The sequence below is a fragment of the Rhizobium sp. 01L419 genome, from assembly GCF_056400025.1.
Window position 1 is genome coordinate 127,386 of sequence record NZ_JBFTSM010000001.1, and the last position, 21,659, is coordinate 149,044.

Sequence of the window (21,659 nt, forward strand, 5' to 3'; positions counted from 1 at the left end):
AGCCGATACCCTCTCTTTTTCAATCAGAAGCCTTTGCCGCCGTTCAGTTCGGAAATCAGTGTTCCGAAGATGATGCGGATATCCATCACCAGCGAGAAGTTCTCGACATAATGGAGATCGGAGGCAATGCGGGCGCGCGCCTTGGCTGGACGGTCCGTCGGACCACGCAGGCCGCGCATCTGAGCCAGGCCGGTAATACCGGGACGCATTGCGTGGCGATGATGATATTGCGGAACCAGCTCTTCATAGAGCATGCCGCCGGCACGCATGCCGATTGCATGGCAGCGCGGTCCGACAACCGACATGTCACCCTTCAGCACATTGAGAAGCTGTGGCAGCTCATCGATGTTCGAACGACGCAGGAAAGCGCCGACGCGGGTGACGCGCGGATCGTTCTTCACGGTTTGGGCAACGCCCGTGACGTCGCACATGTCGGTACGCATCGAGCGGAACTTGTAGACCTTGATGGAGCGGCAGTTCTTGCCCCAGCGGGTCTGCTTGAAAAGCACCGGACCGGGATTGTCCATCTTGATCAGGGCGGCGACGACCAGAAGAAGAGGAGCAAGCACGATGAGTGCGCTGATCGAAGCAAAAATATCGAAGGCTCGCTTCAGCACGAACTGCATGGAGGCAGGTGGCGGAACGATGCTGTCGAGTGCGGTAACTGGGAACCTCGCGTTTACCTGATGAACAGGCGGAACGCGAAAGCTCTCTTCAGAAATACTTTTGTTAAGGTCCATGACGCTCAAGGATCTACCCTTTGTATTTTGAAGCTTTTATTTTGAAGCTTTCGGCGGTGTCATTCGCAGGTTTGGTTAGCGCCACAATAAGGCGCCACAATGTTAGGCGACGTTTAACCCTACTACATCCTAAATTTGCGACATTTGTTTAACCGAGTCCAGAGAAATTTCGCAGCGCAGCAAACTTCGCAGTTGCGTTAAGTTAATGCAAAATCAGGAGTTTTATTTTTCAACCGGGGTTTTTATTAGCAATTTTATGTGTTTGGCAGATTCGGGACGGCAAACGACGGTTGTGATTGCAGGCACCCACACCGTACCAAAACGCTCCATCCCCTACAGGGTCGAGGCGATCTCGGTTGTGCCAGGGTCGAGTTTGTTGCCTATTGTGCCAGAGTGGGAATGAGACGATCCAGCGGAACGGGGTTTCCGTAATTACGGGATATTCCATAATTATGTTTGTTTGCTGCGGCGATGTTACCGAAGTCACAGCTTGCTGGCGGCCCTGATTGTGGCGACATTGCGGCGAGAGGTCGCGCTGTCCGAGCGGAAGGACGTCTCCTCCGAATCAAAAATGAAGACCGAAGCCAAGTGTGATTTCCCGAGGAAGGGCATCAGGGCGCCGATGTAAAACCACCCCGTTGCGATATTCCTGCGACAAAGCTGAAAGATGCGAAACTTTCGGCGATCGCTACGCCCGTGCGAGCGCAGGCTTCGTGCCGCCCCAGGAGACGAAATGGGGATTTGCGAAGTCGAAATCGGCAGCCGCACCGGTTTTGCCGTAGATGAGCAGCTGGCCGTCCATCGTGACGGTCGATCCGCCGGCCGCGCGCAACACTGCGTCGCCGGCCGCGGTATCCCACTCCATGGTGCGGGTGAAGCGTGGGTAGACGTCGGCCTTGCCTTCTGCCAGCAGGCAGAATTTCAGGGACGAGCCGATGTTGGTACATTTGGAGATCGCATGCCTGGCGAGAAAAAGGCTGGTCTCGGGGCTGTCATGCCTGAAGCTGGCGAGCGCCATACTCTCTGCCGGCTGCTTGCGCACTTTGATCGGCATTCTCTCCGTTATCGCAAAGTTCTCGTCGATCACCAGCTTCTCCGCGCTTGCGCGCTCGCCGGAAAAAGCGATTCCGAGTGCCGGGGCATAGACGATACCGGCGATGGGAACGCCGCTTTCCACATATGCAATGTTGACGGTGAACTCCTGGCGCTTATCCAGGAATTCGCGGGTGCCGTCGAGCGGATCGACAAGGAAGAAGGACTTTCCGGCGATATCAGGCACCTTGCCGGCAGCTACCGATTCTTCGGCGATAACGGGGATCTCAGGGAAATCGCGTTCCAGATGCGCCAATATGATGCGCTCGGCCTCCTGGTCGGCAATCGTCACCGGACTTTCATCTGCCTTCATTCTCACCGGGCAGCCGTTGTCGAAGACTTCTATGATGACCTTGCCGGCTTCGAGTGCCGCCCGTTCAAATGTCCTCAGCATATTCCTGCCGTTCGTCTGCGAATTCGTCTTGGGATCACATTCACTATATAGTGTATAGCCGGCGCTGCCGCACCCCTTTGGCGGAATGCAGTCACACTAGCATGGGTTCGCCGGTTTGCACAAAGCTCGTCAGGAGCAGTGCTCGAAAACTGGCATTTGCAATGAGCGGCATCTTCGAGCTTGAAATTTCGTCAACTTGCGGAACAGTTTACGCAGAAGGCCAGCGTGGCTTCGTTTAGCATCTAAGATTAATTGGTGAATTCCGCCCTGGCTAAAAATTTGCCAATCGATGCCGCTTTTGTGTGGATTTTGGTTTGAATTGCGCCATTTAGGCCTGTTTACCCAAGATTCTGACGCAGTAAATCCTTTTTGTCTTCACATTTCCAATGAAACCGCTATGCAATGCGAGCTAGTGGCTTGTGTGAAAGCACAGGCGATAAAACCAATAAGAGATGCAACTTAAATATGGTTCGCATCCAGGGGAAATGACATATGGAGTATTTCGTCCAGCAGCTCTTCAACGGGCTGACTCTCGGATCCATCTATGGCCTTGTGGCTATTGGCTATACGATGGTTTACGGCATTATCGGCATGATCAACTTCGCCCATGGCGATATTTTCATGCTCGGTGGCTTCGCTGCTCTTATCGTCTTTCTCGTTCTCACATCCATCTTCGCAGGTCTTCCGGTAGCGGTATTGCTGCTGGCGATGCTGGTGGTCGCGATGCTGATGACGAGTTTGTGGAACTGGACGATCGAGCGCGTCGCCTACCGCCCGCTACGCGGCTCATTCCGCCTGGCGCCGCTGATTACAGCGATCGGTATGTCGATCACGCTGTCGAATTTCATTCAGGTCACGCAGGGGCCGCGCAACAAGCCGATCCCGCCGCTCGTCCGCACGGTCTATAATGTCGGCGGTCTCTCGATCTCGCTGAAGCAGATCATCATCATCGTGGTCACTGTGGTCCTGCTGGCGGCCTTCTGGTACATCGTCAACAAGACGGCGCTCGGACGAGCCCAGCGCGCGACCGAACAGGACCGCAAGATGGCGGCCCTGCTCGGGGTCAATGTCGACCAGACGATCTCCATTACATTCGTCATGGGGGCGGCACTCGCAGCCGTCGCCGGCACGATGTACCTGATGTATTATGGCGTCGCGTCGTTCAATGACGGCTTCATTCCGGGCGTCAAGGCCTTCACCGCAGCCGTTCTCGGCGGCATCGGCTCGCTGCCGGGTGCCGTTCTCGGGGGGCTGATGATCGGTCTTATCGAATCCCTGTGGTCGGCCTATTTCACCATCGCGTACAAGGATGTCGCCACCTTCGCCATCCTCGCTTTCGTGCTGATTTTCAAGCCGACGGGCATTCTTGGGCGGCCGGAAGTCGAGAAGGTATAAGTCATGGCAAACATCGACACTTCCACTGGCAAGTCCAACGCGGGACTTGTCCAGAAGGGGCTTAGGGAAGCCTTCTTCGCCGGTCTCATCTCACTTGGCCTGTTCGTTCTCTATGTCGGTCTCGGCACGCAGCAGAACATCAACAACGAGCTGATCATCGTTCAGCGCTGGGGTCTACTTGCAGTCTTCGTGCTGGTCGCCGCCATCGGCCGTTTCATCATGGTGGTTTTCGTCAAGCCGCATCTCGACCAGCGCAAGCTTCTCAAGGCGCGCCGGGGTGATCTGGAGATTTCGACGGACAAGGGCTTTTTCCGGACGCATTTCCTGAAGATCGCCCTCGTATTCCTGCTGGTTTATCCGCTGGCGACGGCCTATTTCCTCGGTCCGCAGGGCGCGCTGAAGTGGGTCGACAATTTCGGCATCCAGATCCTCATCTATGTGATGCTCGCCTGGGGACTGAACATCGTTGTCGGTCTCGCCGGTCTGCTCGACCTTGGCTATGTCGCCTTCTATGCGGTCGGCGCCTATTCTTACGCGCTGCTGTCGGCCCATTTCGGCCTGTCCTTCTGGGTGCTGCTGCCGCTCGCCGGCATCTTTGCTGCTCTCTGGGGCGTCATTCTCGGCTTCCCGGTGCTGCGCCTGCGCGGCGACTATCTGGCGATCGTCACGCTTGCCTTCGGTGAAATCATCCGCCTCGTCATCATCAACTGGACCGAAGTGACCAAGGGCACCTTCGGTATCTCTGGCATCGCCAAGGCTTCGGTCTTCGGTATCCTGAGCTTCGATGTCGGCAAGGCGAACAATTTCGCCAAGGTCTTCGGCCTGCCGTCGTCGTCGGCCTATTACAAGATCTTCCTGTTCTACGTTATCCTGGCGCTCTGCATGCTCACCGCCTATGTGACGATCCGCCTGCGCCGCATGCCGATCGGCCGCGCCTGGGAAGCGTTGCGTGAGGACGAGATCGCCTGCCGCTCGCTCGGCATCAACACGGTGACGACGAAGCTGACGGCTTTCGCCACCGGTGCGATGTTCGGCGGCTTCGCCGGTTCCTTCTTCGCAGCCCGCCAGGGCTTCGTCTCGCCGGAATCCTTCGTGTTCCTGGAATCGGCGGTCATCCTCGCTATCGTCGTCCTAGGCGGCATGGGTTCGCTGACGGGTATCGCGATCGCTGCCGTCGTTATGGTCGGCGGCACGGAACTGCTGCGTGAAATGGATTTCCTCAAGGTCATCTTCGGACCGGAATTCACGCCGGAACTCTATCGCATGCTGCTTTTCGGCCTCGCCATGGTCATCGTCATGCTGTTCAAGCCGCGCGGTTTCGTCGGCTCGCGTGAGCCGACCGCCTTCCTCAAGGAGCGCAAGGCGATATCCGGAAGCTTTACCAAGGAGGGCCATGGTTGATGAGCCCTGTCGAGAACACAATGTCCAATGACACTTTGCTCAAGGTCGAGCACCTGTCGATGAAGTTTGGCGGCCTGATGGCCATCAACGACCTCTCGTTCGAGGCCAAGCGCGGCGAAATCACCGCGCTGATCGGCCCGAACGGAGCAGGCAAGACGACCGTCTTCAACTGCATCACCGGTTTCTACAAACCGACGATGGGCATGATCACGCTGACGCAGAAGAGCGGCAAGCAGTATCTGCTCGAACGCCTGCCGGATTTTCGCATCACCAAGGAAGCGAAGGTCGCGCGTACTTTCCAGAATATCCGCCTGTTTTCGGGCCTGACAGTTCTGGAAAACCTGCTCGTTGCCCAGCACAACAAGCTGATGAAAGCTTCGGGTTTCACCGTGCTGGGTCTGCTCGGCATCGGTCCCTACAAGAAAGAAGCGGCAGCAGCCATCGAGCTGGCGCGCTACTGGCTGGAGAAGGCCGATCTGATCGACCGCGCCGACGATCCGGCCGGCGATCTGCCGTATGGCGCGCAGCGTCGTCTGGAAATCGCCCGCGCCATGTGCACCGGTCCGGAGCTGCTCTGCCTCGACGAGCCTGCCGCCGGCCTCAATCCACGCGAATCGGCAGCGCTCAACGCGCTGCTGAAGGGCATCCGCATTGAGACCGGTACCTCGATCCTGCTCATCGAGCACGACATGTCGGTGGTCATGGAAATTTCCGACCACGTCATCGTTCTGGAATACGGCCAGAAGATTTCCGACGGTAACCCTGACCACGTGAAGAACGACCCGAAGGTCATCGCGGCCTATCTCGGTGTCGAAGACGAAGAAGTTGAAGAGGTCATTGCGATCGTAGAGGGGGGCGCAATCTAATGGCCGGGGAACAGCTTCTCAAGGTTCAGGGCGTCGAAACCTATTATGGCAATATCCGTGCGCTCGCCGGGATCGATGTCGAGGTGAAGAAGGGCGAAATCGTCAGCCTGATCGGCGCGAACGGTGCCGGCAAGTCGACGTTGATGATGACGATCTGCGGTAGCCCGCAGGCCCGCACCGGCTCGATCATCTTCGACGGCCAGGACATCACCAAGCTGCCGACGCATGAGATTGCGCGGCTGCGTATCGCGCAGTCTCCCGAAGGCCGCCGTATCTTCCCGCGCATGACCGTTCTGGAAAACCTGCAGATGGGTGCCGGCCTCGACAACCTCAAATATTTCAATGAGGACGTGGAGAAGGTCTTTGTAATGTTCCCGCGCCTCAAGGAACGCCAGTCGCAACGCGGCGGCACGCTTTCGGGGGGCGAGCAACAGATGCTGTCGATCGGCCGCGCGCTGATGGCGCGCCCGAAGCTCCTGCTTCTCGACGAACCTTCGCTCGGGCTTGCGCCGCTGATCGTCAAGGGCATCTTCGAGGCCATCAAGGTGCTGAACGAGAAGGAGGGGCTGACCGTCTTCCTCGTGGAGCAGAACGCATTCGCAGCACTCAAGCTGTCGCACCGCGCCTATGTGCTCGTCAACGGCAAGGTGACGATGAGCGGCAGCGGCAAGGAACTGCTCGCAAATCCGGAAGTTCGCGCCGCCTATCTCGAAGGCGGGCGGCATTGATCGCTGCAGAAGGGAGAGTTTGACTATGCAGGGACTTTTCTTCGAAAGCGACAACGGCGTAAAGCTCGTCATCCGCGCGTTTGTCGTGCTCATCGGTTTCTGGACAGCATGCCGGGCCGGCAAGGCGGTTGCGGACGGTTGGAGCAACTATCCGCTGGTCGTCGTCTATACCTTCCTGCTGGCCTGGGCGATGCAGTTCCTGCATCATGCGCTGTTCGACGGACCGATGCTCAGCGCGTTCTTCTACATTATTGATTTCATCACCCTGCTGATCTTCTCGACAGCCGGGTTCCGCTATCGCCGCACCAATCAAATGGTCAACAACTATTACTGGCTGTACGAAAAAACTTCCGCGTTTTCGTGGAAGGAGAAACATTGACAGCCCGTTGAAACTAGGCATGAATTGCCTCCAGAGTGGAACAGCTTTCCCGGCGTAGTCAATGGTGGGTAGTGCGCTGGGTCTTCTAACGAAACCCGCCCAAAAATTGGGAGTAACAATATGAAGAAGTCTCTCTTGTCAGCGGTGGCACTGACGGCGATCGTCGCTTTCGGCGGCATCGCACGAGCTGACATCCTGATCGGCGTTGGTGGCCCGCTCACAGGCCCGAACGCTGCATTCGGCGCACAGCTGCAGAAGGGTGCCGAGCAGGCAGCTGCCGACATCAATGCTGCTGGTGGCATCAACGGCGAGCAGATCAAGATCGAACTCGGCGACGACGTTTCCGACCCGAAGCAGGGCATCTCCGTTGCCAACAAGTTCGTTGCTGACGGCGTGAAGTTCGTTATCGGTCACTTCAACTCGGGCGTTTCCATCCCGGCTTCTGAAGTTTACGCCGAGAACGGCATTCTCGAAATCACCCCGGCTGCTACCAACCCTGTTTTCACCGAGCGCGGCCTGTGGAACACCTTCCGCACCTGCGGTCGTGACGACCAGCAGGGCGCGATTGCCGGCAAGTATCTGGCCGACCACTTCAAGGACGCCAAGATCGCCGTCATTCACGACAAGACTCCTTACGGCCAGGGTCTCGCTGACGAAACCAAGAAGGCTCTGAATGCCGCTGGTGTCACCGAAGCCATGTACGAAGGCGTGAACGTCGGCGACAAGGACTTCTCGGCTCTCATCGCAAAGATGAAGGAAGCCGGTGTTTCCATCATCTATTGGGGTGGTCTGCACACCGAAGCCGGTCTCATCATCCGCCAGTCGGCCGACCAGGGCCTGAAGGCAGCGCTCGTTTCGGGTGACGGTATCGTCTCGAACGAACTTGCTTCCATCGCTGGTGACGCCGTTGCCGGTACGCTGAACACATTCGGCCCGGATCCGACGGTCAACCCGGCCAACAAGGACCTCGTTGCGAAGTTCAAGGCTGCCGGCTTCAACCCGGAAGCTTACACGCTCTATTCCTACGCTGCTCTGCAGACAATCGCTGCTGCTGCCAAGGCTGCCGGTTCTACGGACGCTGAAGCCGTTGCTGCGGCCATGAAGGAAAAGGGTCCGTTCCCGACCGTTCTCGGCGACATCTCCTTCGACGGAAAGGGCGACCCGAAGCTTCCGGGCTACGTCATGTACGAATGGAAGAAGGGCGACGACGGCAAGTACAGCTACTTCCAGAAGGCTGAGAAGTAAGCCTCTGGCAGTGATGCCTGTTATGGAAGCCCGGTCATCGACCGGGCTTCTTTCGTTTCGCCTCCGCAGTTCAAGATCTCAGTCTTTACGGGTTCGAAAGCCATTCCATTCCTGGCCTTCATGGCCTAAGCCAGAGGCAAGGATGGAGGATCCAGATTCATGCCAAACCCCCGCATTCTCGTCACCCGGCGCTGGCCTGCCGCGGTAGAGGCCGTGCTCGCAGAGCGCTTCGACCTGACGCTCAACAGAGATGATGTACCGCTTGCTGAAAGCGAATTGCGTCAGGCGCTGGCGGATTATGATGCCGTGCTCCCGACCGTTTCCGACAAGCTGCCGGCAGCGGTCTTTGCCGGGGATGTCCGTACGAAAATCCTCGGCAATTTCGGGGTCGGCTTCAATCACATCGATATCGCCAGTGCCAAGGCGAAGGGCATCGTGGTGACGAACACGCCTGGGGTCCTGACCGATTGCACGGCTGATATCGCCATGCTGCTCCTGCTGTCCGTCGCGCGCCGCGGCGGGGAGGGCGAGCGTCAGGTGCGCGCCGGTGAATGGAAGGGTTGGTGCCCGACGCATATGGTCGGTACGAAGGTGACCGGGAAGACCGTCGGCATTATCGGCTTCGGCCGGATCGGCAAGGCTTTCGCGCAGCGTTGCCATTTCGGTTTCGGCATGGACATCGTGTTCTACAACCGCTCACAGGTCGATCCGGCGGAGGCGGCTCGCTATGGTGCACGTCAGCTTGCTTCGGTGGAGGAGGTGCTTGCGGCTTCCGATTTCACCTCGCTGCATTGCCCAGGCGGAGCAGAAAACCGGCATCTGATGAACGCGGCGCGGTTTGCGGCAATGAAGCCAGGCGCCTTTCTCATCAATACGGCACGCGGCGACGTGGTCGATGAGACAGCGTTGATTGCAGCGCTTGATAAAGGCACGATCCGCGGCGCAGGGCTCGACGTCTACGAGGCGGAGCCGCATGTGCCTGAAGCGTTACGGCGGATGGAGAATGTCGTTCTGTTGCCGCATCTCGGCAGCGCGACGGAGGAAACCCGCACAGCGATGGGAATGAAGGTCGTGGAGAATGTGACAGCGTTCTTTGAGGGGCGAGACGTTCCGGACCGCGTGGTTTAAGGCGCGGCGCCGGCTATCCCTCACATTTCATGCAACACATGCGCCGCCTTCACGGCGGCGGATGCTCTGTTCTCCACACCGAGTTTCACGTAGATCTGCTCCAGGTGCTTGTTCACCGTGCGCGCGGAGAGACCGAGAATTTCGCCGATATCACGGTTAGCCTTACCCTTGGCGATCCACATGAGCACTTCGGATTCGCGCTGCGTCAGCAAGAAGTGCTGGCGCAGGACCTGGTCGTCGTTGCGCTTGTTGGCGGCCGTCAGGCGGAACAGATACTCGTCCGGGCCGATGGCGCCAAGGAAGGCGAGTTGCAGCGCTGCTTGACCTGCATGTGCGATCGAGATGAGGGCATCGCGGGCGGCAGCGGCGCGCTCTTTCATCCAGTTGCCGATCGTGCGGGAGACGACTTCCATGCCGTCATCGCTGCCCATGGCGGCGTTGACGAGGCGGGTTGCCTGCGGCGTGGACCAGTGGATTGCGCCATTGCCCTTCACCGCGAGCAGATGGCGGCCGGCAGCATCGAGCGCCACGCGCGCGCTCTGTGCCGAGCGGGCATTGCGCAGATGAACGCGGATGCGGGCGCGCAATTCGTCGATGTTGATCGGCTTCGACAAATAGTCGACCCCGCCTGATTCCAGAGCATGCACGACATGCTCGGTTTCGGTCAGCCCGGTCATGAAGATAACAGGCACCTGGGCGACTGCGGCATTGGCCTTCAGCCGGCGGCAAGTCTCGAAGCCGTCCATCAAGGGCATGACCGCATCGAGCAGGATGAGATCGGGCGTGATGCGCTCGACGATGTTGAGCGCGGCTGCGCCCGATGTGGCGATCAGCACGGAAAAGCCCGACTGTTCCAGCGCATCGGTCAGGAAGCCGAGAGCCTCCGGCGAATCATCGACCAGCAGAACGATGTCGCGGGGAAGCTCAGCCAACGGTTTCACCTTTTTCTTCGAATTTGTGCAGGAAATCCATGAAGCCGGCGAGATCGAAGGCGGCGACATAGGAATGGAGTTTCTCTGTGAATGGCTGATTTGCCTCTACTTTGGCAAGGTCGGCGAGCTTGGCTTCTATGCCTCTGATATAGCCGATCTCGCCGAGGCGAAGCAGTTCATGCACATGCGCGGCACCCGGACTCTTCAGCGGCATGGGGGCGATCACCGGCGCCGGCGCCTGATCGTCGGCATAAAGCCATTTCAGGCCGAGATGCAGAGCCAGCTTGTCACGCAGTTGCTTGATATCAACAGGTTTGCCGATCGCATCATTGTGGCTGTCATCGCTGTCGCTGTGTGCGGCGGCATCACCGATATTGGCTGACAGCATCAGGATCGGTGCAGTGCGTCCAGTCTCGCGCAGCCGGGAGACTAGCTGCCAGCCATTCATGCCGGGCATGGAGATATCGACAAGAAACAGATCCGGCTCGATGCCTTCAACCAGCGTCAGGCAATCCGGGCCGGTCGCCGCAGTCAGCACGATGAAATCGAGGGGGACCAGGATTTCGCGCATCATCTCGCGATGATCCTCATTGTCGTCGACAACGACGATGGTGCGGCGCGGACCGTCATAGCTGACGATCTTTTTCTCCTGCGGCGGTGCTGCGGGACGCATCACTGCCGACAGCATGAGGCGGACGCGGAAGGTGGAGCCCTTGTCTTTCTCGCTGGTGACGGAGATTTCGCCGCCGAGCGTGTTGGTCAGAAGGCGGGTGATAGTGAGGCCAAGCCCGAGGCCTGGCATGGGCCGCACGCTTTCCGCCTCTCCACGCTGGAAGGGCTCGTAAATACGCGTCAGGTCCTTCTCGGCGATGCCACGACCGGTGTCGGAGACGGTGAAGGTCGCGACCTGGCTGCGATAGGCGACATCGAAGGTGACGCTGCCTTCGTCAGTGAATTTGATGGCGTTGGAGAGGAGATTTACGAGGATCTGGCGCAGCCGCTTCTCGTCGGTGCGCACGAATTGCGACAGGGCCTGCGAGCGCTCATGAATGAAGGACAGGCCCTTTGCCTGCGCCTGCGGCCGGAACATGTCGACGATCTGGTCGAGGAAGTCCTGGATATTGATCTCGTTCGAATAGACCTGCAGGCGGCCGGCCTCGATCTTCGAGATATCCAGAAGGCCATCGATGAGGCCGGAAAGATGCTCGGCGCTGCGGCGGATCACCTTGATGGAAGAGTGGCGCGGCGCAGGGATCGTCTCATCACGTTCGAGGATCTGGGCATAACCGAGGACGGCATTCAGCGGCGTGCGCAGTTCGTGGCTGAGACCCACGACATAGCGGCTCTTGGCGCGGTTGGCGGCCTCGGCCGTTTCCTTGGCGCTCTGGAGGGCGGCATCGGTCTTTTTGTGAGCAGCGATCTCTTTGAGAAGCAGCGTGTTCTGGCGAGACGATTCTTCTTCGGCAACGACGCGGCTGTCATGTGCGAGCACATAGAACCAGCAGGCGATGCCGGCGATGACCGAAAAGACGAAGAAGACGATCAGAATTGTGCGGTTGACGACTTCGGCGGTCTCCGGTGAGGCCGAGGCGACCTGATGCGCGATCATCGCAAGGATTGCGCCCACGGCCGTCAATGCAAGCGCCACCGCGATGCCATAGCGGCCGAGGCGGGTCGTCAGTTTCTGGACGATGTTTGCCGGCAGCAGGGTCTTTGCGACGGCGCCGACCTGTGCGTTCAAACGCGCGTTCGGCTTGCACATGTCGTGGCACCGGCTGTCGAGCGAGCAGCAGAGCGAGCAGATCGGCGCGGCATAGGCCGGGCACCAGGCCATGTCTTCCGGTTCAAAGGGATGTTCGCAGACGGAGCAGGTGATAGCAGTCAGGTTCTTCCAGGCGTGCCGCGGCTTGCGGGCGAGATAGAATTTGCCTTTGGTTGCCCAGGCGATGGCGGGCGAGGCGATCAGCGCGATGACGAGTGTGATGTAAGGTGCAAGCGAGGCCGCGACCGAGCCGAAGAGGCCGAAATGGGCAACCAGCGCGATGCCGGCAGACAGCGTCATGGCGCCGAGGCCGACCGGATTGATGTCGTAAAGATGGGCGCGCTTGAACTCGATGCCGGGAGGGGCAAGGCCGAGCGGCTTGTTGATGAAGAGGTCGGCCGAGATCGTGCAAAGCCATGCCATGGCGATGATCGAGAAGATGCCGAGCGTTTCTTCGAGCAACCTGTAGATGCCGAGTTCCATCAACAACAGCGCGATTGCCACGTTGAAGACCAGCCAGATGACCCGGCCAGGGTGGCTGTGGGTTAGCCGTGAGAAGAAGTTCGACCAGGCGAGCGAACCGGCATAGGCATTCATCACATTGATCTTCAGCTGCGAGACGACCACGAAGGCAGCCATCAGCAGTAGGGCGGCATTGTGCCAGGGGATCATGTAGCCGAAGGCGGTCAGATACATCTGTGCCGGGTCGGCGGCGCGGTCGAGCGGCACGCCCGAGGTAAAGGTCAAAACGACCAGGAAGGAACCGGCAAGCAGCTTCGGCGCACCGATGACGACCCAGCCGGGGCCGGCGAGGAAAATGGCGAGGCGGTGGCGCCACTTGCGCTGTGGGTCGGGCGGCAGGAAGCGCAGGAAGTCCGCCTGTTCGCCGATCTGCGACATGAGCGCCAGGATGACGGCAGAGGCGGTGCCGAATTCGACGAGGTTGAAATCTGCGACCGTGCCGGGCGGGCCGGAGGCGTGGCGGATGCCGGCAAAGGCGCGCCAGACATCGAATTGGCCCCAGTCCAGGAAGGCGATGAAAATGAAGGGCAGGATGTTCAGGATGATCCAGAAAGGCTGGGTCATCAGCTGGAACTTGCTGATGAGCCGCACCCCATGGGTGACGAGCGGGATCACCATGACGGCGCTGATGATGTAGCCGATCCACAAGGGTATGCCGAGCGTCAGCTCCAGCGCGCCGGACATGATCGAGGCCTCGATCGCAAACAGCATGAAGGTGAAGCTTGCATAGATCAGCGAAGTGATTGTGGAGCCGATGTAACCGAAGCCGGCGCCGCGTGTCAGCAGGTCGATGTCGACGCCGTGGCGGATCGCGTAGCGGCTGATCGGCAGGCCGATTGCCAGCATGGCGATGGAGGCGACGACGATGGCGAAGAAGGCATTGGTCGTGCCGTAGGACAGTGTGATGGCGCCGCCGATCGCTTCCAGCGCCAGGAAGGAGATTGCGCCGATCGCCGTCTGCGAGATGCGCTGGGAGGAGAAGCGCCGGGCGCTCTTGGCCGTGAAGCGCAGCGCGTAGTCTTCCAGCGTCTGGTTGGCGACCCAGCGATTATATTCGCGTCTCACCGGAATGATGCGTTGGCGCGCTGTCATGCCCTCTTTCCGGCATCCTGGTTGGGCTCATCGTCTCCATGCCACTTTTGGCGGGACGGGCGGGAAAGGCAAGAGGCGGAGCCCTGGCAGATTCACAGAACGGCAATATTTTTGAAACCGGTCCGTCACATAAGGGCTCTAACTCTCCTGCCGTTCGTTCAACGATTTCGGGTGTCGCCCATGTCTGTCTTAAGCCTTTGCCGTCTGAGCACCGCTCTCGTCTGCCTTCTTTCGATCGTGCCATCGCTTGCCGCCGCCGAGCAGGCCACGACGGCGAAAGCGCCCTATGTGGAGGCCGGAAACACCAACAAGCGGGGCGACGCCTGCTTCTCGACGGCAGACGCCAATGCCGCCGTCCATCTTCTCTCAGGCTTCCTCGAAATCTGGACACCGCGCACGTCGTTCGTCGATGCCGGCGTAGAGGCTCCGGCCAAGGATAATTGCCCTGCTGTTGCCAAGACGGATTGGGACGGCATTCCCTTCAGCAAGACGGACGGCCAGGTCGTCAACAAGCTCGTCCACGATGCGAACATCGCCTATGTCGTCAAAGCGACGCGGGCGCGGACGGACGCTCAGGCGGTTGCCGCCTATCTCGACGATCGGCGGGGCAAGAATGCCAGCATCGTCGACGGCCTCGGTCCGCTGACGGATGCCTGGAAAGCGGGCTCCAAGCAGACCACCACGATCACCGAAGTCGCGGCCGATGCGACGACGGTCAAATACGACGACAAGGGCAATAATCGCGGCGCCGGCAGCAAGCCGGACACCGAAAACAAGACCGACGCCAATCCGGACATGGGCCTTGCCATCGACTTCATCAGTGCCGCGAGCGGTGACGGCTCGACTGAGCCCGCCAAGCGTTATTTCAAATATGGCCGACCCTACCGCTGGAGCCAGGACGTGTCGGTTGTCCCGGCGCTCGAGACCGCCAAGAGCGGTAAACCGGCCGAAGACGGCGGTTTCCCGAGCGGACACACGGCGGAAGCCTGGCGGGATGCGCTTGCCATGGCCTATCTAGTACCGCAGCGTTTTCAGGAAATGCTCACGCGCGCCAGCGAACTGGGTGAAGACCGCATCCTTGCCGGCATGCATTCTCCGCTCGACGTGATGGGCGGCCGCATGCTCGGCACCGCCACCGTCGTCTATAATCTGAACAAGGCCGACAATGCCGCGTTGAAGAGCGATGCTTACGCCCAGGCGCAGGCATGGCTCATTGCCAAATCAGGCGTTGCGGATGCGGGCGCGCTCGAAGTCGTGGCTCATGCAGCGCCGCTGGCCGCAGACCGTTTCGCCGATCATGATGCCAACCGAGCTTATGTGCTTCAACGCCTGAGCTACGGCCTGCCGTCGATCCATGCGACCGATCGGGCGGCCCGCGTGCCGCAGGGCGCCGAAGCGCTTCTCGAAACACGTCTGCCTTATCTCGACGGTGAACAGCGCCGCGACGTGCTGAAGACGACGGAGGTTGCCTCCGGCTACCCGCTCCTCGATGACGCGGAAGGTTACGGTCGCCTCAACCTGTTTGCCGCCGCCGATGGCTACGGCGCCTTCGAACAGGATGTGACCGTGAGGATGGATGCGGCAAGGGGCGGCTTCAACGCGATCGACACCTGGCGCAACGACATCGGCGGCAAGGGCAGGCTGGTGAAGGGCGGCAGCGGCATCCTCGGGCTATCAGGCGCCAACAGCTATGCTGGCGGCACGGTGCTGGAGGAAGGCGTGCTGGTGGCAGGCTCGCCCTCGGCCTTCGGCACCGGCGGACTGTCCGTGAATGGCGGTTCTCTCGTTCTGGCAGCAGACAAGCCCTTGATCGTAGGCGGCGAATACCAGCAGTTCGCCAATGCCACGGCGAAGCCGACGCTCGGTGCTGACGGGGCAGGCACGGTGGTCATCGCGGGCAAGGCGGCGCTCGCCGGCACTCTCGACGTGACACTTGCCTCGGGCTACGCCCCGGCGGCCGGAACGAAGATCGAGATCCTGAAGGCGGGAGCCGTCACCGGCATCTTCGACAAGTTCACCCTCTCCGGCCACAAGGCGACCCTTTCCTACGGCCCGACATCGGTCACCTTGACGATCGGCGGATAATATCAAACCGACAGGGCATGCCCTCCGCGGGATGCCCTGTCTTGTCCTTGCCTGCCCGTTTGCCCCTGCCGCCTACGTCATTTTGCGTATGTGTTTTTGCGCTGCAGCACCCGATAGTCCTCTCGGCAACAGTTAATTTCCGTTTCCGGCCTGTTGCGGAACAAGAAGAGGGGATCAACCATATGAATCTCAAATCCACCCTTAGGGGCGCAGCACTTGGCGCCGTCATGGCGGCATCGGCTGCCTTCCACGGTGCGATTGCCGCCGACGATACGATCAAGGTCGGCGTGCTGCACTCGCTTTCCGGCACGATGGCGATTTCCGAAACCACGCTGAAAGACGCCATGCTGATGCTCATCGATGAGCAGAACAAGAAGGGCGGCCTTCTCGGCAAGAAGCTTGAGGCCGTCGTCGTCGATCCGGCTTCCGATTGGCCGCTCTTTGCGGAAAAGGCGCGCGAGCTGATCGAGAAGGACAAGGTTGCGGCCGTTTTCGGTTGCTGGACCTCCTCTTCACGCAAGTCGGTGCTGCCCGTCTTCGAAGAGCTGAACTCGCTGCTTTTCTACCCGGTTCAGTACGAAGGTGAAGAATCCTCGCGCAACATCTTCTACACCGGTGCCGCGCCGAACCAGCAGGCGATCCCTGCGGTCGACTACCTGATGAAGAATGAAGGCGTTAAGCGCTTCGTGCTCGAAGGCACCGACTATGTCTATCCGCGCACGACCAACAAGATCCTCGAAGCCTATCTCGAATCCAAGGGCATTCCGAAGGAAGACATCCTGATCAACTACACGCCATTCGGCTTCTCCGACTGGCAGACGGAAGTCTCGAAGATCAAGGAATTCGGTGCAGCCGGCAAGAAGACCGCCGTCGTTTCCACCATCAATGGTGACGCCAACGTTCCCTTCTACAAGGAACTCGGCAACCAGGGCGTCAAGGCGACCGACATTCCGGTCGTCGCCTTCTCGGTCGGCGAAGAAGAGCTTGCTGGTCTCGACACCAAGCCGCTCGTCGGCCACCTGGCGGCGTGGAACTACTTTGAATCGGTCGATACGCCGATCAACAAGAAGTTCATCAAGGAATGGCACGCCTATACCAAGAACGACAAGCGCGTGACCAACGACCCGATGGAAGCTGCCTATATCGGCTTCAACGCCTGGGTTAAGGCCGTTCAGGCTGCCGGCACGACCGATACGGATGCCGTACTCGACCACATTATCGGCGTATCCGTTCCGAACCTCTCCGGTGGCACTGCGACCGTCATGCCGAACCACCACATCACCAAGCCGGTGCTGATCGGTGAAATTCAGGCCGACGGCCAGTTCGAAATCGTCCAGCAGACCCCCGCGGTCGTCGGCGACGAATGGTCCGACTTCCTGCCGGACTCCAAGGATCTGATCTCCGATTGGCGCAAGCCTATGAACTGCGGCAACTTCAACGTTGCCACTGGCAAGTGCGGCGGCAAGGGTTCCTGAGTTAGCCGCTCCGACACGAGCCTCCAAGACTTCCGTCCGGATTTCAAATCCGGGCGGAAGCTCTGTCCCCAGCGGTTGCTAGGATAATTTAGGCGGGAAAGCCGATGTATCGCGCCATCAAGATCTTTCTTTTGACTGTTTGCCTGACACTCACGGGGCTAACGGCCGGTCTGAAGGCCCAGGATGATGTCCACGCCCTTGTCGATGCGCTTGGCGTTGGAGGTTTTCCGGAGCGTGAAGCGGCCATCAAGGCGCTCGTCGCTTCCAAGGATGCGCATGTCAGCCAGATATTGCAGCAGCTGAGCGACGGCCTGCTTTACGTCAATTCGGACGAGGGCGGTCCCGTGCTCCTGCAGGGCGGCACTGATGACGAGCCGACCTATTCCGATCCACTCACCGGCGCGGCTGTGGCCGACATCGATCCCGACACGATGTCGAAGGTCAGGGTCAACAATTCGGTGCGCACGCTCATTGCCACCCAGATGAGCCAGCTGACGTTGCTGAGCCCCGATCGCGGCGCTCGCTTTGCGGCTGCCCAGGGCCTTCTGAAAGATGCCGATCCAGCCAATCTCGATCTGCTGAACTCCGCATTGGCGGATGAAAAGGACGCCGAGATCAAGAGCACCATGGAAGCGGCCCGCGCCGTGATGGTGCTGAAGAGCGATGTGAGCGCCGATGAGAAGAAGGCGGCCATCGATACTGTCGCAGCCCGCGGCGGCCGCGATGCGCTGACCATTCTGACCGCGGCGCTGGCGACGGCTCCAGACGACCTGAAACCTGCCATTCAGGCGCATATCAGCACCATCGATCGCAGCTTGGCTCTGTGGAATATCGTCCAGAACGTCTGGTACGGCCTGTCGCTCGGCTCAGTGCTGCTGCTTGCTGCAATCGGCCTTGCCATCACCTTCGGCGTCATGGGCGTCATCAACATGGCGCATGGCGAGATGGTGATGATCGGCGCCTACACGACCTATGTCGTGCAGGAATACATCACCTCGGCCTTTCCCGGCATGGCGGATTATTCGCTGGCCTTTGCCGTGCCTGCCGCCTTTGTCTTCACAGGTTTCGTCGGCCTTATCATCGAACGATCCGTGATCCGCTATCTCTACGGCCGGCCGCTGGAAACGCTGCTGGCCACCTGGGGTGTCTCGCTGATCCTGCAGCAGGCGGTGCGTACGATCTTCGGTCCGACCAATCGCGAAGTGCGCAATCCGAGCTGGATGTCGGGCGCTTTCGAGTTCGGCGGCCTGGCGATCACCTGGAACCGACTCTGGATCATCGTCTTTTCCATGGCCGTCTTCGTGGCGCTGCTGATGCTCCTGAAACGCTCCGCATTCGGCCTGCAGATGCGCGCTGTCACCCAGAACCGGCGCATGGCCTCGTCCATGGGTATCCGCACCGGCTGGGTCGACGCCTTTACCTTCGCGCTCGGCTCCGGCATTGCCGGCATGGCGGGTGTGGCGCTCTCGCAGATCGATAACGTCTCGCCGAACCTCGGCCAGAGTTACATCATCGACAGTTTCATGGTCGTGGTCTTCGGCGGTGTCGGCAATCTCTGGGGCACGCTGGTCGGCGCCCTGTCGCTCGGCGTCGTCAACAAGTTCCTCGAGCCCTTTGCCGGCGCCGTGCTCGGCAAGATCCTGGTGCTTGTCCTCATCATTCTCTTCATCCAGAAGCGTCCGCGCGGGCTCTTCGCACTCAAAGGAAGGGCGGTGGAAGCATGATTACGGCCTTCCTTCTCCGGTCTCTCGATCGCCGGATCTCGATTGCCATCGCCATCCTGCTGGCAGTGGCGGTTCTGGTGCCGGTGCTCAATCTAGCCACCGCAGCGGACAACCCGCTGCATGTGCCGACCTACATCATGGCGCTGTTCGGCAAATACCTGACCTATGCGCTGCTGGCGCTGGCGCTCGATCTCGTCTGGGGCTTCTGCGGTATTCTCTCGCTTGGCCATGGCGCGTTCTTCGCGCTCGGTGGTTATGCGATGGGCATGTATCTCATGCGGCAGATCGGGCCGCGCGGCGTTTATGGCGACCCCATCCTGCCTGATTTCATGGTCTTCCTGAACTGGAAGGAACTGCCCTGGTTCTGGTACGGCTTCGACCAGTTCTGGTTTGCGGCGCTGATGGTGCTGCTCGTGCCCGGACTGCTCGCCTTCGTCTTCGGCTGGTTCGCCTTCCGCAGCAGAGTCAACGGCGTCTATCTGTCGATCATCACGCAGGCGATGACCTATGCGCTGTTGCTTGCCTTCTTCCGCAACGACATGGGCTTCGGCGGCAATAACGGCATGACCGATTTCAAGGAGATCCTCGGTTTCAACGTGCAGGCGGACAGTACGCGTGCCACGCTCTTTGCAGCCACGGCGATCTTCCTTGCTCTGTCGCTGATGATTGCCTCGGCCATCGTCCGCTCGAAATTCGGCAAGGTGCTGGTCGGCGTGCGCGATGCGGAAAGCCGCACGCGCTTCCTCGGCTACCGCGTCGAGCATTTCAAACTCTTCACCTTCGTCGTCTCGGCGATGATGGCAGGCATTGCCGGAGCGCTCTACGTGCCGCAGGTCGGCATCATCAATCCCGGTGAATTCGCGCCGGCCAACTCCATCGAAGTCGTCATCTGGACGGCTGTCGGCGGGCGCGCAACGCTGATCGGGCCGATCATCGGTGCCATCCTCGTCAACGGCGGCAAGACGATCTTTACCGGCCTCTTCCCCGATTACTGGCTCTTTGCGCTCGGCGGTCTCTTCGTGCTCGTCACGCTGCTCCTGCCGAAGGGCATTGTCGGCACGATCGCCCAGCATGTCGGCAAGCGGAAGCCGGTTTCAAATGACGTGCCGCCGGTGGTGGCCGAAGAAGGTGTCGACGCGAAAATCCAGGCTGCGGAGTAGACCCATGATCCCCGACGTCAAACCCAACAGCGTACTCTATCTCAATGGCGTGTCGGTCTCCTTCGACGGATTCAAGGCTTTGAACTCGCTATCGATCGTCATCGAGCCCGGCGAACTCAGGGCCATCATCGGCCCGAACGGTGCCGGCAAGACGACGATGATGGATATCATCACCGGCAAGACCCGGCCCGATGAGGGCGAGGTGTTCTTCAACGGCAATATCGACCTCACCAAGAAGGACGAGGCCGATATCGCTCAGCTCGGCATCGGCCGGAAGTTTCAGAAGCCGACAGTCTTCGAGAGCCACACGGTCTGGGACAATCTGGAGCTTGCGTTGAACCGCCGTCGCACGGTGTTCTCGACGCTGTTCTATCGGCTGTCCGGTGAGGACAAGGCGCGCATCGAGGAGATCCTGGAGACGGTACGGCTGACGCATCGGCGCGACGAATTTGCGGCCAACCTGTCGCATGGCCAGAAGCAGTGGCTGGAGATCGGCATGCTGCTGGCGCAGGAGCCGAAGCTGTTGCTGGTCGATGAACCGGTGGCCGGTATGACCGATGCGGAAACGGCGGAAACGGCCATTCTCCTCAAGGACATCGCCAAGACTCGGTCGGTCGTCGTGGTCGAGCATGACATGGGTTTCATTCGCGATCTCGGTGTGAAGGTGACCTGTCTTGCTGAAGGCTCGGTGCTGGCGGAAGGCTCGATCGATTTTGTGAGCTCCGATCCGAAGGTGATCGAGAACTACCTGGGGCGCTAAGATGCTGACAGTCGAAAACGCAAATCTTCATTATGGCGCAGCGCAGGCGCTACGCGGCATCTCCGTCAAGGCGGAGATGGGAAAGATTACCTGCGTGCTGGGGCGTAACGGCGTGGGGAAGAGTTCTCTTCTGCGCGCCGTTACGGGCCAGCATCCCCTTTCGGCCGGCACGATTACCTTTAACGATGCGAAGTTGAACGGGTTGCCGCCCTTTGCCCGCGCCAAACAGGGCATCGGCTATGTGCCACAGGGGCGCGAAATCTTCCCTCTTTTGACCGTCAAGGAAAACCTCGAAACCGGCTTTGCTCCGCTTGGCCGCCGCGACCGCAATATCCCTGATGATATCTTCAGTCTCTTCCCGGTGCTGAAGTCGATGTTGTCGCGTCGCGGCGGCGATCTCTCGGGCGGGCAGCAGCAGCAGCTGGCGATCGGCCGCGCCATGGTCACGCGTCCGAAGATCCTGGTGCTCGACGAGCCGACCGAGGGCATCCAGCCGTCGATCATCAAGGATATCGGCCGAGCGATACGCTATTTGCGCGATTCCACCGGCATGGCGATCCTGCTGGTCGAGCAATATCTCGATTTCTGCCGCGAGCTTGCCGACTATGTCTACATCATGGACCGCGGCGAGATCGTGCACGAAGGTCTTGCCGAAACTTTGGACACGTCGGAAGCGCGCCGCCATCTGACTGTGTGATCTTTCTGGTGATCGCGCTGGCAGATGCCGCATTTTGCGGCAAATGCCTTTCGCGCCATCCGGATCGTCCGTGGGGCACGGG

General features: G+C 59.8%; 17 protein-coding genes. 13 read left to right on the forward strand and 4 right to left on the reverse strand.

What is annotated here, in order from left to right; all coding sequences use genetic code 11:
* Window positions 1–23: 23 nt before the first annotated feature.
* Both AC1DUP_RS00615 and cysQ read right to left on the reverse strand, forming a co-directional pair.
* Window positions 24–740, reverse strand: a complete 717-nt coding sequence (locus AC1DUP_RS00615) for a sugar transferase (RefSeq protein WP_113299780.1) — start codon at window positions 738–740, stop codon at window positions 24–26.
* A 688-nt stretch (window positions 741–1,428) separates the two neighbouring features.
* On the reverse strand, window positions 1,429–2,226 hold the full coding sequence (gene cysQ, locus AC1DUP_RS00620; RefSeq protein WP_113311264.1) for a 3'(2'),5'-bisphosphate nucleotidase CysQ: 798 nt from the start codon (window positions 2,224–2,226) through the stop codon (window positions 1,429–1,431).
* 492 nt (window positions 2,227–2,718) lie between these two features.
* Between cysQ and AC1DUP_RS00625 the strand changes: the two genes are divergently transcribed.
* The 7 genes from AC1DUP_RS00625 (at window position 2,719) to AC1DUP_RS00655 (ending at window position 9,368) form a co-directional block, all read left to right on the forward strand.
* Window positions 2,719–3,621 (forward strand): ABC transporter permease subunit, encoded by a 903-nt coding sequence (locus AC1DUP_RS00625; RefSeq protein ID WP_113299778.1) that lies wholly within the window; start codon window positions 2,719–2,721, stop codon window positions 3,619–3,621.
* A gap of 3 nt (window positions 3,622–3,624) precedes the next feature.
* On the forward strand, window positions 3,625–5,022 hold the full coding sequence (gene livM / locus AC1DUP_RS00630; protein ID WP_113299777.1) for a high-affinity branched-chain amino acid ABC transporter permease LivM: 1,398 nt from the start codon (window positions 3,625–3,627) through the stop codon (window positions 5,020–5,022).
* Window positions 5,022–5,888: an ABC transporter ATP-binding protein gene (locus AC1DUP_RS00635; protein WP_113299776.1), complete on the forward strand. Its 867-nt coding sequence runs from the start codon at window positions 5,022–5,024 to the stop codon at window positions 5,886–5,888. The genes livM and AC1DUP_RS00635 overlap by 1 nt, the downstream gene beginning before the upstream one ends.
* Window positions 5,888–6,616, forward strand: a complete 729-nt coding sequence (locus AC1DUP_RS00640; protein ID WP_113299775.1) for an ABC transporter ATP-binding protein — start codon at window positions 5,888–5,890, stop codon at window positions 6,614–6,616. Before AC1DUP_RS00635 ends, AC1DUP_RS00640 begins: the two co-directional genes overlap by 1 nt.
* Window positions 6,617–6,641: 25 nt before the next feature.
* Complete coding sequence (locus AC1DUP_RS00645; protein ID WP_477831823.1) at window positions 6,642–6,995, forward strand: DUF6867 family protein; 354 nt, start codon at window positions 6,642–6,644, stop codon at window positions 6,993–6,995.
* A gap of 120 nt (window positions 6,996–7,115) precedes the next feature.
* On the forward strand, window positions 7,116–8,240 hold the full coding sequence (locus tag AC1DUP_RS00650) for a branched-chain amino acid ABC transporter substrate-binding protein (protein WP_113299773.1): 1,125 nt from the start codon (window positions 7,116–7,118) through the stop codon (window positions 8,238–8,240).
* Window positions 8,241–8,399: 159 nt separating this feature from the next.
* Window positions 8,400–9,368 carry a 2-hydroxyacid dehydrogenase gene (locus AC1DUP_RS00655; RefSeq protein ID WP_113311265.1) on the forward strand — a complete coding sequence of 323 codons (969 nt, stop codon included), beginning with the start codon at window positions 8,400–8,402 and terminating at the stop codon, window positions 9,366–9,368.
* Between the two features lie 20 nt (window positions 9,369–9,388).
* Here AC1DUP_RS00655 and AC1DUP_RS00660 read toward each other — a convergent pair whose 3' ends face one another.
* Together AC1DUP_RS00660 and AC1DUP_RS00665 are read right to left on the reverse strand one after the other, a co-directional pair.
* A complete protein-coding gene (locus AC1DUP_RS00660; protein WP_113299771.1) occupies window positions 9,389–10,300 on the reverse strand; it encodes a response regulator transcription factor in 912 nt (303 codons plus the stop codon).
* Window positions 10,293–13,676 carry a hybrid sensor histidine kinase/response regulator gene (locus AC1DUP_RS00665; protein ID WP_477831824.1) on the reverse strand — a complete coding sequence of 1,128 codons (3,384 nt, stop codon included), beginning with the start codon at window positions 13,674–13,676 and terminating at the stop codon, window positions 10,293–10,295. The genes AC1DUP_RS00660 and AC1DUP_RS00665 overlap by 8 nt, the downstream gene beginning before the upstream one ends.
* A 180-nt stretch (window positions 13,677–13,856) precedes the next feature.
* Here AC1DUP_RS00665 and AC1DUP_RS00670 point away from each other — a divergent pair, with 180 nt between their 5' ends.
* The 6 genes from AC1DUP_RS00670 (at window position 13,857) to urtE (ending at window position 21,577) form a co-directional block, all read left to right on the forward strand.
* A complete protein-coding gene (locus tag AC1DUP_RS00670; protein WP_477831825.1) occupies window positions 13,857–15,761 on the forward strand; it encodes an acid phosphatase in 1,905 nt (634 codons plus the stop codon).
* Between the two features lie 182 nt (window positions 15,762–15,943).
* A complete protein-coding gene (gene urtA / locus AC1DUP_RS00675; protein ID WP_113299768.1) occupies window positions 15,944–17,236 on the forward strand; it encodes an urea ABC transporter substrate-binding protein in 1,293 nt (430 codons plus the stop codon).
* A 104-nt stretch (window positions 17,237–17,340) separates the two neighbouring features.
* Window positions 17,341–18,960 carry an urea ABC transporter permease subunit UrtB gene (urtB, locus tag AC1DUP_RS00680; RefSeq protein WP_477831826.1) on the forward strand — a complete coding sequence of 540 codons (1,620 nt, stop codon included), beginning with the start codon at window positions 17,341–17,343 and terminating at the stop codon, window positions 18,958–18,960.
* Window positions 18,957–20,120 (forward strand): urea ABC transporter permease subunit UrtC, encoded by a 1,164-nt coding sequence (gene urtC, locus AC1DUP_RS00685; RefSeq protein WP_113311269.1) that lies wholly within the window; start codon window positions 18,957–18,959, stop codon window positions 20,118–20,120. Before urtB ends, urtC begins: the two co-directional genes overlap by 4 nt.
* Window positions 20,121–20,124: 4 nt before the next feature.
* Window positions 20,125–20,880 (forward strand): urea ABC transporter ATP-binding protein UrtD, encoded by a 756-nt coding sequence (gene urtD / locus AC1DUP_RS00690; protein ID WP_113311270.1) that lies wholly within the window; start codon window positions 20,125–20,127, stop codon window positions 20,878–20,880.
* A 1-nt stretch (window position 20,881) separates the two neighbouring features.
* Window positions 20,882–21,577 carry an urea ABC transporter ATP-binding subunit UrtE gene (gene urtE / locus AC1DUP_RS00695; RefSeq protein WP_113311271.1) on the forward strand — a complete coding sequence of 232 codons (696 nt, stop codon included), beginning with the start codon at window positions 20,882–20,884 and terminating at the stop codon, window positions 21,575–21,577.
* The last annotated feature ends 82 nt before the right edge of the window (window positions 21,578–21,659 follow it).

Bases quoted from the DNA above. Each gene is read 5' to 3' on its own strand.
- AC1DUP_RS00615 (WP_113299780.1), bottom strand. From the start codon at position 740: ATGGACCTTAACAAAAGTATTTCTGAAGAGAGCTTTCGCGTTCCGCCT.
- cysQ (WP_113311264.1), bottom strand. From the start codon at position 2,226: ATGCTGAGGACATTTGAACGGGCGGCACTCGAAGCCGGCAAGGTCATC.
- AC1DUP_RS00625 (WP_113299778.1), top strand. From the start codon at position 2,719: ATGGAGTATTTCGTCCAGCAGCTCTTCAACGGGCTGACTCTCGGATCC.
- livM (WP_113299777.1), top strand. From the start codon at position 3,625: ATGGCAAACATCGACACTTCCACTGGCAAGTCCAACGCGGGACTTGTC.
- AC1DUP_RS00635 (WP_113299776.1), top strand. From the start codon at position 5,022: ATGAGCCCTGTCGAGAACACAATGTCCAATGACACTTTGCTCAAGGTC.
- AC1DUP_RS00640 (WP_113299775.1), top strand. From the start codon at position 5,888: ATGGCCGGGGAACAGCTTCTCAAGGTTCAGGGCGTCGAAACCTATTAT.
- AC1DUP_RS00645 (WP_477831823.1), top strand. From the start codon at position 6,642: ATGCAGGGACTTTTCTTCGAAAGCGACAACGGCGTAAAGCTCGTCATC.
- AC1DUP_RS00650 (WP_113299773.1), top strand. From the start codon at position 7,116: ATGAAGAAGTCTCTCTTGTCAGCGGTGGCACTGACGGCGATCGTCGCT.
- AC1DUP_RS00655 (WP_113311265.1), top strand. From the start codon at position 8,400: ATGCCAAACCCCCGCATTCTCGTCACCCGGCGCTGGCCTGCCGCGGTA.
- AC1DUP_RS00665 (WP_477831824.1), bottom strand. From the start codon at position 13,676: ATGACAGCGCGCCAACGCATCATTCCGGTGAGACGCGAATATAATCGC.
- AC1DUP_RS00670 (WP_477831825.1), top strand. From the start codon at position 13,857: ATGTCTGTCTTAAGCCTTTGCCGTCTGAGCACCGCTCTCGTCTGCCTT.
- urtA (WP_113299768.1), top strand. From the start codon at position 15,944: ATGAATCTCAAATCCACCCTTAGGGGCGCAGCACTTGGCGCCGTCATG.
- urtB (WP_477831826.1), top strand. From the start codon at position 17,341: ATGTATCGCGCCATCAAGATCTTTCTTTTGACTGTTTGCCTGACACTC.
- urtC (WP_113311269.1), top strand. From the start codon at position 18,957: ATGATTACGGCCTTCCTTCTCCGGTCTCTCGATCGCCGGATCTCGATT.
- urtD (WP_113311270.1), top strand. From the start codon at position 20,125: ATGATCCCCGACGTCAAACCCAACAGCGTACTCTATCTCAATGGCGTG.
- urtE (WP_113311271.1), top strand. From the start codon at position 20,882: ATGCTGACAGTCGAAAACGCAAATCTTCATTATGGCGCAGCGCAGGCG.